At 72.7% G+C, this 15264-nt stretch carries 12 protein-coding genes and 1 pseudogene; 6 read left to right on the forward strand and 7 right to left on the reverse strand.

Annotation, left to right across the window (positions count from 1 at the left end; all coding sequences use genetic code 11):
• Nucleotides 1–1128 carry a recombinase RecA gene (gene recA, locus ACFVHO_RS31965; protein ID WP_385722286.1) on the reverse strand — a complete coding sequence of 376 codons (1128 nt, stop codon included), beginning with the start codon at nt 1126–1128 and terminating at the stop codon, nt 1–3.
• A 327-nt stretch (nt 1129–1455) separates the two neighbouring features.
• Here recA and ACFVHO_RS31970 point away from each other — a divergent pair, with 327 nt between their 5' ends.
• Entirely contained in the window at nt 1456–2253 is a 798-nt protein-coding gene (locus ACFVHO_RS31970) for an ArsR/SmtB family transcription factor (RefSeq protein WP_385722289.1), read from the forward strand.
• Between the two features lie 226 nt (nt 2254–2479).
• Complete coding sequence (locus ACFVHO_RS31975; protein ID WP_385722347.1) at nt 2480–3388, forward strand: SDR family NAD(P)-dependent oxidoreductase; 909 nt, start codon at nt 2480–2482, stop codon at nt 3386–3388.
• Nucleotides 3389–3398: 10 nt separating this feature from the next.
• Here the strand turns inward: ACFVHO_RS31975 and ACFVHO_RS31980 are convergent, their stop codons facing one another.
• Entirely contained in the window at nt 3399–4640 is a 1242-nt protein-coding gene (locus ACFVHO_RS31980) for an AI-2E family transporter (protein WP_385722291.1), read from the reverse strand.
• Nucleotides 4641–4810: 170 nt separating this feature from the next.
• Entirely contained in the window at nt 4811–5005 is a 195-nt protein-coding gene (locus ACFVHO_RS31985; protein ID WP_030362849.1) for a DUF3046 domain-containing protein, read from the reverse strand.
• A 79-nt stretch (nt 5006–5084) separates the two neighbouring features.
• Between ACFVHO_RS31985 and ACFVHO_RS31990 the strand changes: the two genes are divergently transcribed.
• Nucleotides 5085–6044 carry a hypothetical protein gene (locus ACFVHO_RS31990; protein WP_385722294.1) on the forward strand — a complete coding sequence of 320 codons (960 nt, stop codon included), beginning with the start codon at nt 5085–5087 and terminating at the stop codon, nt 6042–6044.
• Nucleotides 6045–6093: 49 nt separating this feature from the next.
• On the opposite strand, the gene ACFVHO_RS31995 is transcribed toward ACFVHO_RS31990, so the two are convergent.
• From ACFVHO_RS31995 to ACFVHO_RS32005, 3 genes and pseudogenes are all read right to left on the reverse strand, one after another.
• On the reverse strand, nt 6094–6402 hold the full coding sequence (locus tag ACFVHO_RS31995; RefSeq protein ID WP_385722296.1) for an AzlD domain-containing protein: 309 nt from the start codon (nt 6400–6402) through the stop codon (nt 6094–6096).
• Nucleotides 6399–7130, reverse strand: a pseudogene (locus tag ACFVHO_RS32000) (AzlC family ABC transporter permease); the annotation flags it as partial. The gene ACFVHO_RS31995 and the pseudogene ACFVHO_RS32000, both read right to left, overlap by 4 nt.
• Nucleotides 7076–8086, reverse strand: coding sequence for an AraC family transcriptional regulator (locus ACFVHO_RS32005; RefSeq protein WP_385722299.1), 1011 nt, complete (start codon nt 8084–8086; stop codon nt 7076–7078). The gene ACFVHO_RS32005 and the pseudogene ACFVHO_RS32000, both read right to left, overlap by 55 nt.
• A gap of 89 nt (nt 8087–8175) precedes the next feature.
• Between ACFVHO_RS32005 and ACFVHO_RS32010 the strand changes: the two genes are divergently transcribed.
• From ACFVHO_RS32010 to ACFVHO_RS32020, 3 genes are all read left to right on the forward strand, one after another.
• Nucleotides 8176–12855 (forward strand): ATP-dependent helicase, encoded by a 4680-nt coding sequence (locus tag ACFVHO_RS32010; RefSeq protein WP_385722302.1) that lies wholly within the window; start codon nt 8176–8178, stop codon nt 12853–12855.
• 478 nt (nt 12856–13333) lie between these two features.
• Nucleotides 13334–14134 (forward strand): Fpg/Nei family DNA glycosylase, encoded by an 801-nt coding sequence (locus ACFVHO_RS32015; protein ID WP_385722304.1) that lies wholly within the window; start codon nt 13334–13336, stop codon nt 14132–14134.
• Nucleotides 14135–14271: 137 nt separating this feature from the next.
• Nucleotides 14272–15048 carry an SDR family NAD(P)-dependent oxidoreductase gene (locus ACFVHO_RS32020; protein WP_385722307.1) on the forward strand — a complete coding sequence of 259 codons (777 nt, stop codon included), beginning with the start codon at nt 14272–14274 and terminating at the stop codon, nt 15046–15048.
• On the opposite strand, the gene ACFVHO_RS32025 is transcribed toward ACFVHO_RS32020, so the two are convergent.
• Nucleotides 14996–15256, reverse strand: a complete 261-nt coding sequence (locus ACFVHO_RS32025; RefSeq protein ID WP_385722310.1) for a hypothetical protein — start codon at nt 15254–15256, stop codon at nt 14996–14998. The two genes, ACFVHO_RS32020 and ACFVHO_RS32025, sit on opposite strands and share 53 nt — an antisense overlap.
• Nucleotides 15257–15264 lie beyond the last annotated feature (8 nt).

Consider the following 15264-nt stretch of genomic DNA (forward strand, 5'->3'; position numbering starts at 1 on the left):
CTAGCTCTTGGCCGCCGCGGCCTTGGACTTGGTGGCCTTGGCCGCGGGGGCGGGCACGGTCTTGGCCGCGTCCTCCTCGGCGGGGGCGGCGGTGACAGCGGCGTCCGCGCCCGGCTCCGCCGGGGTCTCCGGGCGCACGCCGACGCCCAGCTTCTCCTTGATCTTCTTCTCGATCTCGTTGGCGAGGTCGGGGTTGTCCTTGAGGAAGTTGCGGGCGTTCTCCTTGCCCTGGCCGAGCTGGTCGCCCTCGTACGTGTACCAAGCGCCGGCCTTGCGGACGAAGCCGTGCTCCACGCCCATGTCGATCAGGCCGCCCTCGCGGCTGATGCCCTGGCCGTAGAGGATGTCGAACTCGGCCTGCTTGAAGGGCGGCGCGACCTTGTTCTTGACGACCTTGACGCGGGTGCGGTTGCCCACCGCGTCCGTGCCGTCCTTGAGGGTCTCGATGCGGCGGATGTCCATGCGCACCGAGGCGTAGAACTTCAGCGCCCGGCCACCGGTCGTGGTCTCCGGGGAGCCGAACATCACGCCGATCTTCTCGCGGAGCTGGTTGATGAAGATCGCGGTGGTCTTGGACTGGTTGAGCGCGCTGGTGATCTTCCGGAGCGCCTGGCTCATCAGGCGGGCCTGCAGACCCACGTGCGAGTCACCCATCTCGCCCTCGATCTCCGCGCGCGGCACCAGGGCGGCGACGGAGTCGATGACGATCAGGTCGAGGGCGCCGGAGCGGACGAGCATGTCGACGATCTCGAGGGCCTGCTCGCCGTTGTCCGGCTGGGACAGGATGAGGTTGTCGATGTCCACGCCGAGCTTCTTGGCGTACTCCGGGTCGAGGGCGTGCTCGGCGTCCACGAAGGCCACCGCGCCACCGGCCCGCTGGGCGTTGGCCACGGCGTGCAGGGTGAGGGTCGTCTTACCGGAGGACTCCGGGCCGTACACCTCCACCACGCGGCCGCGGGGGATGCCGCCGACGCCGAGTGCGACGTCGAGTGCGGTCGACCCGGTGGGGATGACCTCGATGGGCTCGTTCGGCCGCTCGCCCATGCGCATCACTGCGCCCTTGCCGAATTGCCGTTCAATCTGTGCGAGCGCGGCGTCGAGCGCCTTCTCGCGGTCGGTTCCTGCCATGGGTTCCACCCGATTTGCTTGAGTCGATCGCTTCACGTCAAAGACGCTAACGCCTGCCACTGACAATGCGCCCCGACGCCCGCCCGGCCTGTGGATAACTCCGGGCGATCCGCCCTCCTCGAGCCACCGGCGCGGCCCGGGGATCCCCCCGTGAACCCCCGGGAACGCGCCACCAGAACCCCTATATGAATGGATGTTCGATTTTACTGTCAAGCGCACCACGCGGCGTCCCGCGAGCTTCACCTCGACCTCCCGCTTGACATGCAGCCAGCTGGCTGCCAATCATGGAAAGGCAGCCGCTTGGCTGCATGACTGGGGGTGGCAGACATGGACGCGGTGTTCAAGGCACTGGCCGACCCCAGTCGCCGTCGGCTGCTGGACCGGCTCCGGGACCGCAACGGGCAGACCCTGCGGGAGCTGTGCGCGGGACTGGACATGGCCCGGCAGTCGGTCAGCAAGCACCTGGCCGTGCTTGAGGCGGCCGAGCTGGTGACCACGGTGCGGCAGGGGCGGGAGAAGCTGCACTACTTGAACGCCGCTCCGATCAACGCCATCGCGGAGCGATGGATCAGCCGATTCGACCGCGAGCGGGTCAACGCGCTCGCGGACCTGAAGAGAGCACTGGAGCAACCTCCCATGGACAACAAGACCTTCGTCTACACGACCTACATCCGCACGACCCCCGAGCGGCTCTGGCAGGCCCTGACCGACCCGGCCTTCACCAGCCGCTACTGGGGCGTCGGCTTCCGGACCGACTGGGCCGAGGGATCCCCCATGGCCTGGACCGAGTCCGACGGCAGCGTCACCGAACACCCCGAGCAGATCGTCCTCGCCCACGAGCCCCACAGCCGGCTGTCCTACACCTGGCACACCTTCACCCCGGAGTGGGCCAAGGCCAACGGCGTCAGCGAGGAGACACGCGCCCAGCTCGCCGCGGAGCGCCGCTCCCAGGTGACCTTCGACATCGAGCCGCACGGCGATCAGGTCAAGCTGACCGTGACCCACGAATTCGACCCCGCCGGCGTGCTGCACTCGATGTGCAGCCAGGGCTGGCCGGCCATCCTCTCCAGCCTGAAGAGCCTCCTGGAGACGGGCGAACCGCTCGCCGACGCGCACGGGGGCTGAATCCGCAGGGCTGTCGGCAGCCTGTCGGTGATGACGACGAACCATCGCCGGGATGTCGGCAGCGGCTGCGACGGTGAACGCGTCGGTGCCGCCCACGTGAGCGGCACCCGAGCGCAAGGAGCCTGCTTCCGCCGTGTCGTCGCCATCCCGAGATCCCCGAGCACCCGCACCCCAGGGCCCCTCGGCCACCCCGGACCCCGCGCACCAGCCCTGGGACGTCCATGACCTGCCGTCCGCCCGGGGACGGACCTTCCTGATCACCGGAGGCAACGCCGGTATCGGCTACTTCGTGGCGGAGCAGCTCGCCGCGACCGGAGCCCGGATCGTGCTCGGCAGCCGGGACCCCCGGAAGGCCGAGGCCGCCATGGCCTCGATCCGCTCGTACGTCCCCGGGGCCCGCCTGCACCACCTGCCGCTGGACCTCGCCGAGCCGGCATCCCTGAAGGCCGCCGTGGACACAGGGGAACTCGACCGCCTGGACGCGGTGGTCCACAACGCCGGGATCGCGCTCGACGATCCACCGCGTCGCGAGACCAGGGACGGCCACGAGCTCATGTTCGCCACCAACCACCTCGGCCACTTCGCGCTGACCAGGTGGCTCGCACCGCTGCTCGCCGCGGCGCCGGCGGGCCGTGTCGTGACGGTCGGCAGTTTCGCGGCCCGGTCCGAACGGCTGGACCTGGACGATCTGCAGTGCGCCCACGACTACCGGCCGAAGCGCGCCTACGGCCGGTCGAAGCTGGCGCAGATGTCCTTCGGCTTCGAGCTCGACCGTCGGCTGCGTGCCGTCGGCAGCCCGGTACGCAGTGTGGTGGCCCATCCCGGGGGCGCGCTGGACGCCCTGACGCCTTCCCGGCCGCCGGTGCACGCTCGGAGCTTCGGGGAGCGGCTGCGCGGCCTGCCCGCCGGGTTGCTGGTCCAGGGCAAGGACGCGGGAGCGTGGCCCCTCGTGCGGGCCGTCCTCGACCCGGAGGTGCGAGGGGGGCAGTTGTGGGGGCCGAGCGTCTTCGGCCTGCGCGGCAGACCCCGCCTCGAGCCGGTACCGGCGCACATGGCAGACCCCGCCGTCGCGGCCCGGCTGTGGGCCGCCAGTTGCGAGCTGGCGGACGTCGACACGGGCCTCGGTCTGACGTAGCCGCGCCCGGCTAGCGCGGGCCGGGCGGCGCCTCGTCCTCGGGCCCCGACACCAAGCGCCGCACGCGCGCGAGGAGGGGCGATCCGCCACGGCGGCGGTGCCCGTGCACGCGCGGGTCGTCCATGACGTCGTACCGCTTCACGTACGCCCCCAGGAAGGCCTGCAGCGTCGCGACCGCCGGGATGGCGACCAGGGCGCCGACCGCGCCGAGGAGCGCCGTGCCCGCGATGACCGACCCGAAGGCGACCGCCGGGTGGATGTCCACGCTCTTGGCGGTGAGCTTGGGCTGCAGGACGTAGTTCTCGAACTGCTGGTAGATCACGACGAAGATCAGCACCCAGAGCGCGTACCAGGGGTCCACGGTGAAGGCGATCAACATCGGCAGGGCGCCCGCGAGATAGGTGCCGATCGTCGGGATGAACTGCGAGACCAGGCCGACCCAGACCGCGAGCACGGGGGCGTAGGGCACTTCGAGGACCTGGAGCAGGATGTAGTGCGCGATCCCGGAGATCAGCGCCATCAGGCCGCGGGAGTAGAGATAGCCGCCGGTCTTGTTGACCGCGATCTCCCAGGCGCGCAGGACCTCGGCCTGCTTGGCGGGCGGCAGCACGGAGCACAGCGCGCGCCGCAGCCGCGGCCCGTCGGCGGCGAAGTAGAACGAGAACAGCAGGATCGTCAGGAGCTGGAAGAGGCCGCCGAGCACCTGCGCGGAGACGTCCAGGACACCGCTCGCGCTGTTCTGCACGTACTTCCGCAGCCAGTCGGAGTGGATGAGGCTGTCCTGGACCTCGACCCGGGACAGGTCCGTGTCGAAGGTCATGTTGATCCAGCGGATGACCTTGTCCAGATAGTCGGGGAAGTCCTCGACCATGTCGACGATCTGGCCCGCGAGCATGGATCCCATCATGGTGATGAAGCCCGCGCTCGCGATCATGACGCCCAGGAAGACGATGCCCGTGGCCAGGCCCCTGCGCAGCCCGCGGGCCGCCATCCAGCTCACGGCGGGCTCGACGGCGAGCGCCAGGAAGAACGCGATCAAGATATTGATCAACAGTCCGGTGAGCTGGTGGAAGGCCCAGCTGCCGAGTTGGAAACAGGCCACCAGGGCGAGCGCGAGCACCATGGCGCGCGGCAGCCAGCGCGGCATGCCGGTGCCACGGGCCTGCTCCGCCGAGGGGGGCTGGGCGGGCGGGGTGGTGCCGGGCGGTGCTGCCTCGGGGGTGATCTGTGCGGTCTCGTCTGTGGGTGCCACCGTGCCAGTCTCGCCCACGCCACGACCGTTCGGCCGCCGCCCCCGGTTTTCGCGGCTCCGCGCGCGTGGAGGCCCGTCGCCGCGCGCGTGGAGATCCACCCGCCCCGGCGCGCCCGCCCCCGCGCCCGTCGGTCCGCGCGCGGACACCCGTGCGAGGCCGCAGCCGTACGTCAGCGGTTTTCAGCCGGTACGTTCATGGCCGAGCAGACCGCCCGCCACACGTCCTTCGCCTCCCAGCCCGCGTCCAGCGCCTGGTGCACCGTCCGCCCGCCGAGCTCCGTCATCACATGATCGCGCGCGAAGGTCTCGGCGTACCCCGCGCCGAAGTGAGCCGCCATCCGCTGCCAGAAGACCGTCAACCGCATGCCTCCAGTATCGCGCCCCTGAGAGTGCAGCCCCGCACAGAGGGCTTCCCCGGACCGCGTTCCGCCCTACCTTCTGAACATGGCCGAAAACGGAGCGTCCCCGCACGCCGCGTCCTCCCCGTCGTCGCCGTCCTCCCCGCTGCGCCGCGCCGAGCAGTTCATCTGGCTCACCGCGCGCGTGCTCGAACAGCGACGGTTCGCGTACCACTTCCTGGACGGTGACACCGGGAGCGCCGACGCGGTGGAGACCGCGCTGGCCGCGTACGGGAACGAGGACGGCGGGTACGGCCACGCGCTCGAACCCGACCTGCGCGGACCCGTCAGCCAGCCGCTGCACACCGGGCACGCGCTGCGCGTCCTGGACTCCATCCAGCGCTGCGGCGGCATGCGCGTGGAGCGGGTGTGCCGCTATCTGACCGCCGTGTCGACACCGGACGGCGCGCTCCCGGCGATCCATCCCAGCCAGCGCGGCTACCCCTCGGCGCCGTTCGTGCCCGTGGTGGCCGACCCGCCCAGCGAGCTGCTCGCCACCGGTCCTGTGGTGGGCCTGCTGCACCGCAACGAGGTGTGGCACGCCTGGCTGTTCCGGGCCACCGACTTCTGCTGGCAGACCGTGGAGAGCCTGGAGAAGTCGCATCCGTACGAGATCCAGGCCGCCGTCGCCTTCCTCGACGGCGCGCCCGACCGCCCGCGCGCGGAGGCGGCCGCCGACCGGCTGGGCCGACTGGTCCGCGAACAGCGCCTGGCGGTCCTCGACCCGGAGCACTCCGACGCCAACCCGGTCTCCCCGGGGTACGGCCCCGGGGAGCACCACTTCGCGTACGACTTCGCCAAGGCGCCGGAGTCGCTCGCGCGCGCGTGGTTCACGGATGACGAGATGGCGCGCTCCCTGGACTTCCTCGCGAACGAGCAACAAGAAGACGGCGGTTGGCCGATCCGGTGGCGTCAGTGGGCGCCGGGCACGTCCCTGGAGTGCCGTCCGATCGTCACGGTCGAGGCGCTCCGTACGCTGCGGGCGTACGGGCGGCCCATCGGCTGACGGTCCGCCCGGGCGCACAGCGGAGCTTGCTGTCCGGGCCCGCCGCGGCTCACGCCGCCAGGGCCCGCACGCCCGCCGTGACGACGACGGCCGCCCCGATGACGACCAGGAAGGGTGCGCGCAACAGCAGCGCCAAGGCGGCTGCGGCGAGGCCTGCCGCCTTGGCGTCGAGCACGAGCACCCGGCCGTCGGCGAAGGCCTGCTGAGCCGTGAGGGCGGCGAGCAGGGCCACCGGCAGCAGGGCGGCCGTGCGCTGGACGAGCGGTCGCTCCAGGGCGCCCGCGGGCACGAGCAGGCCCGCGAGCTTGACGGCGTAGCAGCCGACGACGGTCACGGCGATGGCGATCCAGATGTTCAACGGTCTTCCCCTCGCGCACTGTCGTGCGGTGCCTGCTGTGCTCGCTGTGCTTTGCGGCCCTCTACGTACTTGTGGCCCTCTACGTAGAGGACGACCGGGACAGCGAAGGCGGCGGCGAGCACCGGCACTCCCGAAGGCAGCACCGGCAGCAGTCCGAGTCCCAGAAGGACGGCGACGGCCGCGACCGCCCGTTGCGTCGTGGTGCGCACCATCGGCGCGAGCAGGGCGAGGAACACGGCGGGACCGGCGGCGTCGAGCCCCCAGGTGGCGGTGTCCCCGATGGCCTCCGCGCCGAGGGCACCCAGGAACGTCGAGAGGTTCCACAGGAGGTAGAGGCTGACTCCGGTGACGACGAACCCGATCCGTGCCGCGCGCCGCCCCTGCTGTGCCAGCGAGACGGCCGTCGTCTCGTCGATCACCATGTGGGCGGCGAGAGGGCGCACCGCGCGCGGGAGGGCGAGCAGTTGGGAGAGCCTGATCCCGTAGAAGGCGTTGCGCATGCTGAGGAAGACGGCGCCGATGGCGGCCGTGAACGGGCTCCCGCCCCCGGCGAGCGCGCCGACCAGGGCGAACTGGGAGGCGCCGGTGAAGGCGAGCAGGCTCAGCGCGCAGGTCTGGAGGACGGTGAGGCCGCTGCCGGCCGACGTCACCCCGAAGGCGAAGCCGGAGAGGCCTACGGCGATTCCGACGCCGAGGGCGTCGCGGACGACGGCGGAGTCGGGACGGGCCGGACCGGGACCGGCGCTGTCCGCGGGGCCCGGGGCCTCAGGGGCTCCTTCGGAGTACCCGGGTATGTCTGGGGATGATGTTCGCTCTGCCACCCCCCGGACGCTACGAGGGGCAGGTCGGGAAGGTCTTGTACGTTCTTGCGCTCCCGCTGGTAGGCCCCCGGGGGCACCCCGACGATCCGCGCGAAGTGACGGTTGAGGTGCGGCTGGTCGGTGAAGCCGACGGCGACGGCCGCCTCGGCGGGGCTCGTACCGGCGTCCAGAAGATGGCGGGCACGCCGCACGCGCGCGTCGGTGAGCCAGGCGTGCGGCGGCATGCCGTACGCGTCGCGGAAGGCCCGCAGCAGGGCGAAGGAGCTGACGCCGAGACCGGCGGCGAGGCGCTCCAGGCTCGGCGGGTCGACGAGTTGTTCCTCCAGGACGGCACGCGCGCGTGCCGCGACCCGCTCGCCCGCGGAGCGCACGCTGCGCTGCGGCAGGTTGCCGCCGTTCGACCGCAGCAGCCGCGTGACGGCGACCCGCAGGAACGTGTCGGCGGCGAGCGCGTTGCCCTCCTCGGCGGCCCGCAGCACCTGGTGGACCAGCGTCACGGCGTACGGGTCGTCGAGGACCGGCAGGACGAAGCCGGGCGTCCCCCGCAGGGTGGTCGTCTCCCTGGCGATGGCGGCGACCACGTCGGGGGCCGGGTAGACGGCTCCGTAGCGCCAGCCCTCGGGGTCTCCGGCGCGGCCGGTGTGCGGGGTGTCGGGGTTGATCAGGGCGATGCTTCCGGGTCCGGCGTGCCGGTCGGCGCCGGTGTGCCGGAACACGTCGACGCCCTCGCGGATGGCCGCCATCACGAAGTGCTCGTGGGTGTGGCGCGCGAACGTCTTGCGGACGTAGCGGGCCCGCAGCAGGTCGACGCCGGGCAGCTCGGCGTACGTCCAGTGCCGTGCCTGCTCCGCCGAACCAGCCATATCTCCATTCTGCGCCCGTTCCGCTCCTCGGGTGCAAGCCTTTTTCGCAGGTCGGAGCCATTGTCAGTGGCGGGGTGCACGATGGGGTCATGGTCAGGTCCGCACGCAGTCACGACGAGGCCCTCGACGGCTTCTCCCCCGCGACCCGCGGCTGGTTCACGGGGGCCTTCTCCGCGCCCACGTCCGCCCAGGCCGGGGCGTGGCAGGCGATCGCGGAGGGCTCGGACGTGCTGGTGGTCGCCCCGACCGGCTCCGGCAAGACCCTGGCCGCCTTCCTCGCCGCCCTGGACCAGCTGGCCTCGACCCCGCCCCCGGCCGACCCCAAGCAGCGCTGCCGCGTGCTGTACGTATCGCCGTTGAAGGCCCTCGCGGTCGACGTGGAGCGCAATCTGCGCAGCCCGCTCACCGGCATCCGCCAGGAGTCGGTGCGCCTCGGTCTGCCCGAGCCCGAGGTGCGGGTGGGCATCCGCTCCGGGGACACCCCGGCGGCCGAGCGCCGGTCCTTGGCCACGCGCCCGCCAGACATCCTGATCACGACCCCGGAGTCGCTGTTCCTGATGCTCACGTCGGCCACGCGGGACGCGCTCACGGGCATCGAGACGGTGATCCTGGACGAGGTGCACGCCGTCGCGGGCACCAAGCGCGGGGCTCATCTGGCGCTGTCCCTGGAGCGGCTCGACGCGCTCCTGAAGCGGCCCGCCCGCCGGATCGGCCTGTCGGCGACGGTCCGCCCCGTGGACGAGGTCGCCCGCTATCTGTCGCCGCAGCGCCGGGTGGAGATCGTCCAGCCGGAGTCGGGCAAGGAATTCGACCTCTCCGTGGTCGTCCCGGTCGAGGACCTCGGCGAGCTGGGCGGCTCACCGGCGACCGACTCCGACGAGAACGCCGAGCGTCCCTCGATCTGGCCGCACGTCGAGGAGCGCATCACCGACCTCGTGCAGGCGCACCGCTCGACGATCGTCTTCGCCAACTCCCGCCGCCTGGCGGAGCGCCTGTGCAACCGGCTCAACGAGATCGCCTACGAACGCGCGACGGGCGAGGCCCTCCCTGACGACCACAGCCCCGCGGAGGTGATGGCGCAGTCCGGCGCCGCGCAGGGCGCGCCGCCCGTCCTCGCCCGCGCGCACCACGGCTCGGTCTCCAAGGAGCAGCGCGCCCAGGTCGAGGAGGACCTGAAGGCGGGCCGGCTGCCCGCTGTCGTCGCCACGTCCAGCCTGGAGCTGGGCATCGACATGGGCGCGGTGGACCTGGTGGTGCAGGTCGAGTCGCCGCCCTCCGTGGCGTCCGGCCTGCAGCGGGTGGGCCGCGCGGGGCACCAGGTGGGCGCGGTCTCCACGGGTGTCGTCTTCCCGAAGTACCGCGGCGACCTGGTCCAGGCCGCCGTCGTCACGGAGCGGATGCGCACGGGCGCCATCGAGTCGCTGCGGGTCCCCGCCAACCCCCTGGACGTCCTCGCCCAGCAGTTGGTCGCGATGGTGGCCCTGGACAGCTGGCAGGTGGACGACCTGCTGGCCCTGGTGCGCCGTGCCGCGCCGTTCGCCTCGCTCCCGGAGTCGGCGTTCACCTCCGTCCTGGACATGCTCGCCGGCCGCTATCCGTCCGACGCCTTCGCGGAGCTGCGCCCGCGCGTGGTGTGGGACCGCGTCGCGGGCACGGTCACCGGACGCCCCGGGGCACAGCGCCTGGCGGTCACCTCCGGGGGCACGATTCCCGACCGCGGCCTGTTCGGGGTCTTCCTCGCGGGCGCAGACCCCAAGAAGGGCGGCGGCCGCGTCGGCGAGCTCGACGAGGAGATGGTCTACGAATCCCGCGTGGGCGACGTCTTCACGCTCGGTACGAGCTCCTGGCGCATCGAGGACATCACGCGCGACCGCGTCCTGGTCTCCCCCGCGCCCGGCGTCCCCGGAAGGCTGCCGTTCTGGAAGGGCGACCAGCTGGGCCGCCCGCTCGAACTGGGCCGTGCGCTCGGCGCGTTCCTGCGCGAGATCGGCTCGCTGCCGCAGGGCGACGCGCGCGACCGCCTCCTCGCCGCGGGCCTCGACACCTGGGCCGCGGACAACGTCCTGACGTACCTCACCGAGCAGCGCGAGGCCTGCGGCCACATCCCGGACGACCGCACGATCGTGGTGGAGCGCTTCCGCGACGAGCTGGGCGACTGGCGCGTGGTGGTGCACTCCCCGTTCGGCGCCCAGGTGCACGCCCCCTGGGCCCTCGCCCTCGGCGCCCGCCTCACCGAGCGGTACGGCATGGACGCGCAGGTCATGCACGCCGACGACGGCATCGTGCTGCGCCTGCCCGACGCCGACCTGATGGGCCTCGACCTGCTCGACCAGGACCCGGCGGACCTCGGCACGGCCGTGGACTCGACGCTCGACCCGGAGAAGGCGCCCGTGGGCGCGGCAGACGTGGCCTTCGACAAGGGCGAGGTCGGCCAGATCGTCACCGACCAGGTGGGCGGCTCCGCGCTGTTCGCCTCCCGCTTCCGCGAGTGCGCCGCCCGCGCGCTGCTGCTGCCGCGCCGCAGTCCCGGCAAGCGCACGCCCCTGTGGCAGCAGCGCCAGCGCGCCGCCCAGCTCCTGGAGGTCACCAGCGAGTTCGGTTCCTTCCCGATCGTCCTGGAGGCGGTCAGGGAATGCCTCCAGGACGTCTTCGACGTACCGGGCCTGACCGAGCTGATGGGCGACATCGAGTCCCGCCGCGTCCGCCTCGTCGAGGTCACCACCCCGGAGCCGTCCCCCTTCGCCCGCTCCCTCCTGTTCGGGTACGTGGCGCAGTTCCTGTACGAGGGCGACTCACCGCTCGCCGAGCGCCGCGCCGCCGCCCTGTCCCTGGACTCCCGCCTCCTGGCCGAGCTGCTCGGCCAGGCCGAGCTGCGCGAGCTCCTCGACGCGGACGTCCTCGCCACCCTGGAGCAGGAACTCCAGTGGCTGACCGACGACCGCCGTGCCAAGGACGCCGAAGGCGTGGCCGACCTGCTGCGTCTCCTCGGTCCGCTCACGGACGCCGAGCTGGCCGAGCGCGGCGCGGAGCCCGAGTGGGCCGAGGAGCTGGCGGGCGCGCGCCGAGCCATCAGGGTCCGCGTCGGCGGCGCCGACCACTGGGCGGCGATCGAGGACGCGGGCCGCCTGCGGGACGCGCTCGGCACGGCGCTGCCGGTCGGCGTCCCGGAGGCCTTCACCGAGCCCGTCAAGGACCCCTTGGGCGACCTCCTCGCGCGCTACGCCCGCACGCACGGCCCGTTCACGTCCGCCGCGGCCGCCGCCCGCTTCGGCCTGGGCGCGGCGGTCACGGACGGGGCCCTGCACCGCCTCGCCGCGAACGGCCGTGTCGTCCAGGGCGAGTTCCACCCCGCGGGGATCGGTCAGGAGTGGTGCGACGCCACCGTCCTGCGCCGTCTGCGACGCCGTTCGCTGGCTGCCCTGCGGCACGAACTGGAACCGGTGCCACCGGCCGCACTCGCCCAATTCCTGCCCCAGTGGCAGCACTTGAGCGGGCACGGGCTGCGCGGTGTCGACGGTCTGGTGCGCGCCATCGAGCAGCTCCAGGGCGCGTCGGTCCCGGCCTCCGCCCTGGAGAAGCTCGTCCTGCCCTCCCGGGTCACCGGGTACGCCCCCGCGATGCTCGACGAGCTGACGGCGGCCGGGGAGGTGGTCTGGGCGGGAGCCGGGGCCCTCCCGGGCAAGGACGGCTGGATCAGCCTGTACTTGGCGGACGCGGCCCCCCTCCTGCTGCCGCCCCCGCACCCCCTGGAGCTGACCGCCCTCCACCAGTCCGTCCTGGACACCCTCTCCGGAGGCTACGGCCTGTTCTTCCGGCAGATCGCCGACCAGATCCGCGCGACCACCCACCCGGACGTCTCCGACCCCCAACTGGCCGACGCCGTCTGGGACCTGGCGTGGTCCGGCCGACTCACCAACGACACGCTCGCCCCGATGCGCTCCCTCCTGGGGTCGGGGCGCACCGCCGGTTCCACGGCCCACCGCGCGAAGCGCAGCGTCCCGCGCGGGCGGTACGGCTCACTGACGGCTGCCGCCCGCCCCGCCTCCCGGACGGGTCCGCCCACGGTCGCGGGCCGCTGGTCCCTGCTGCCCGCCCGCGAGCCCGACCCGACACTGAGGGCCCACGCCCTGGCCCGCACGCTGCTCGACCGGCACGGCGTGGTGACCCGCGGGGCGGTCGGGGCCGAAGGCGTCGAGGGCGGCTTCTCAGCGGTGTACCGCGTCCTGTCGGCCTTCGAGGACAACGGCCAGACGCGGCGGGGTTACGTGGTGGAGGGGCTCGGGGCCGCGCAGTTCGCGATGGACGGCGCGGTGGACCGGCTGCGGGCCGGGGCCAACGCCCGTGAGCGCGGGGACGGTTCCCGGCCGTCCGACGCCCAGGCCGTCGTCCTGGCCGCCGCTGACCCGGCCAACGCCTACGGCGCCGCCCTGCCCTGGCCCGAGCCACCGGCCGAGGCCGGCCACAAGCCCGGCCGGAAGGCGGGGTCCCTGGTGGTCCTGGTGGACGGCGAGTTGACCCTGTACATGGAGCGCGGCGGCAAATCGCTGCTCGCGTGGTCCACCGCCACGCCGGACGGCTCCGCCCCGTCGGAGGACCTCCGCCTGCCTGCGGCCGCCTCGGCGTTGGCCTCCGCGGCGAAGGCCGGCGCACTCGGCACGGTCACCGTCGAACGCATCAACGGCTCCCCCTCCCTGACGTCCCCCCTCTCCCCCCTCCTGGAACACTCAGGCTTCCACGCCACCCCCCGCGGCCTCCAAATCCGCCCCTGACCTCCCCACACGACACGTCGACCTGGAGGCCAGGACGCCAGGCACCGCCGCCCCACCAGGCCAAAGGCCGCGCGAGCCCCACATCACGGGCGCCGTCGGCCGGGGCTGTGCCCACCCGTTCCGCCCTCTGGGCGGCCCAGCTGCCCACAGCAGGGGGGCATGGACGGCAGGCACCGCCGGCCACAGCGCAGGGAAACCACCGGACCGAAGGCCGGGACAGGAACCCCCACCGGACCGATAGCCAGACGCTAGGCCCCCACCGGACCGTTCGCCGCGAACCGAACCGGAGGGGACGTGCCGGTATGTCCGCGCGCAGCTCGGCCCACCACGATGGACGTACACACAACGCGTACCAGGCCACACACGCGAGCACGGACATACCGGCGCGGCCCCGCCCCACAACCGGACACAAGGCGAAAAGACCGCAACCCCCCACGACCCAAGGCGCCCCCGCCAGCAAAAGTGGAACGCTACCCCCATGCCCGAAGGAGACACCGTCCACCAATCCGCCCACCACCTCCACACAGCCCTCTCCGGCCACCCCCTCACCCGCTCCGACCTCCGCGTCCCCAAGCTCGCCACCACCGACCTGACCACCCGCACCGTCCTGGACGTAACCGCCCGCGGCAAACACCTCCTCACCCGAGTGGAAGGCGGCCTCACCCTCCACTCGCACCTGGGCATGGACGGCTCCTGGCGCGTGTACACCCCGCAGGAACGCTGGCGCGGCGGCCCCACCCACCAGATCCGCGCCATCCTCGCCACCGCAGACCACACCGCCGTCGGCTACCGCCTGCCGGTCCTGGAACTGCTCCGCACGGCCGACGAGCACCGCGCCGTGGGCCACCTTGGCCCGGACCTCCTGGGCCCGGACTGGGACCCGGACCAGGCGCTGCGGAACCTACGGGCGGACCCCGAGCGCGCCCTGGGCGAGGCGCTGCTCGACCAGCGGAATCTCGCGGGCATCGGCAACATCTACAAGAGCGAACTCTGCTTCCTGCTCAGGGCCACCCCCTGGCTTCCGGTCGGTGAGCTGTCCGAGGAGCAGGCCACCCGCCTACCGACCCTGGCGAAGAAGCTCCTGGAGGCGAACCGCGACCGCCCGGCCCGCACGACGACGGGCAGCACCCGCCCCGGCCAACGCCTGTACGTGTACGGCCGCGCACCCCGCCCCTGCCTGCGCTGCGGCACACCCCTGCGCTCGGCGGAGCAAGGCGACCCCACCCGCAAACGCCCCACGTACTGGTGCCCGACCTGCCAACAGGGCCCAACCCCTTAAGAAAACCAAAACCACTCCACCCACGCACCCACGCACCCACGCACCCACGCACCCACGCACCCACGCACCCACGCACCCACGCACCCACGCAAACCAACTAGTTGACGCCCCGTCAGATCTAGCCGTACGGTCCCGCCATGCCCATAACGGCGTACGACCTCACCGACCGCACAGCGTTCGTCACAGGCGCCGCCAGCGGAATCGGCCGCGCCACCGCCGTACTGCTCGCAGAGGCGGGCGCGGCGGTGCACTGCGCCGACCGCGACGCCCAGGGTCTGCAGGAGACGGCGACCCGCATCAAGGCGGACGGCGGGACGGCGTTCGCGTACACCGTGGACGTCGCCGACAAAGCGCAGGTAGACGAGGCCGTAGCGGAGGCGGCCGAGACGACGGGCCGACTGGACGTGATGGCGGCGATCGCCGGGATCATGCACAGCAGCCCGGTCCTGGAGACACGCGAAGAGGACCTGGACCGGGTCCTGGGCGTGAACTTCAAGGGGGTCCTGTACGCGTGCCAGGCGGCGGCCAGGACGATGATCGCCGGAGGGACGGGCGGCAGCATCGTGACGATGGCGTCGAGCGCGGTCGACACCAGCTACCCCGGCCTGCTCTGCTACGCCTCGGCGAAGGCGGCCGTCGTGCAGCTGACGAAGACGCTGGCGGCGGAGGTCGGCGAGCACGGAATCCGGGTCAACGCCGTGGCTCCGGGATGGACGCGTACGCCGATGACGCACCGGCACGAGGAGGAGGCACAGGCGGCGGCGGAGGCCGCGCTGGCCCGCAGGTCGCCCCTGGGGAGGGTCGGCGAACCGGAAGACGTGGCGCACGCCGTGCTGCACCTGGCGTCGGACGCGTCGTCGTTCACGACGGGCCAGATCCTGCGCCCGAACGGCGGCGTCGCGATGCCTTGGTGACCTGTCCAGGCGACCTGCGCCGAGCGACCCCCGCAGCCCGCGCCTTCGCCACGCAGTGCACCGGCAGCAGACTCAACCCCCACCCCCCGGCGGCGACGGCCCCCTCGAGGACGCCCGCCTCGGGCGCCAGGGCGAGCCGGAAGACGGCCCACCACCACAGCGCGGAAAGCCCCAGCACCGGCGCCCACCGCACGATGCGCCACGGCACGGCTGTCA

Source organism: Streptomyces sp. NPDC127108, assembly GCF_042677545.1.
In the GTDB taxonomy this organism is placed as follows: Bacteria; Actinomycetota; Actinomycetes; order Streptomycetales; family Streptomycetaceae; genus Streptomyces.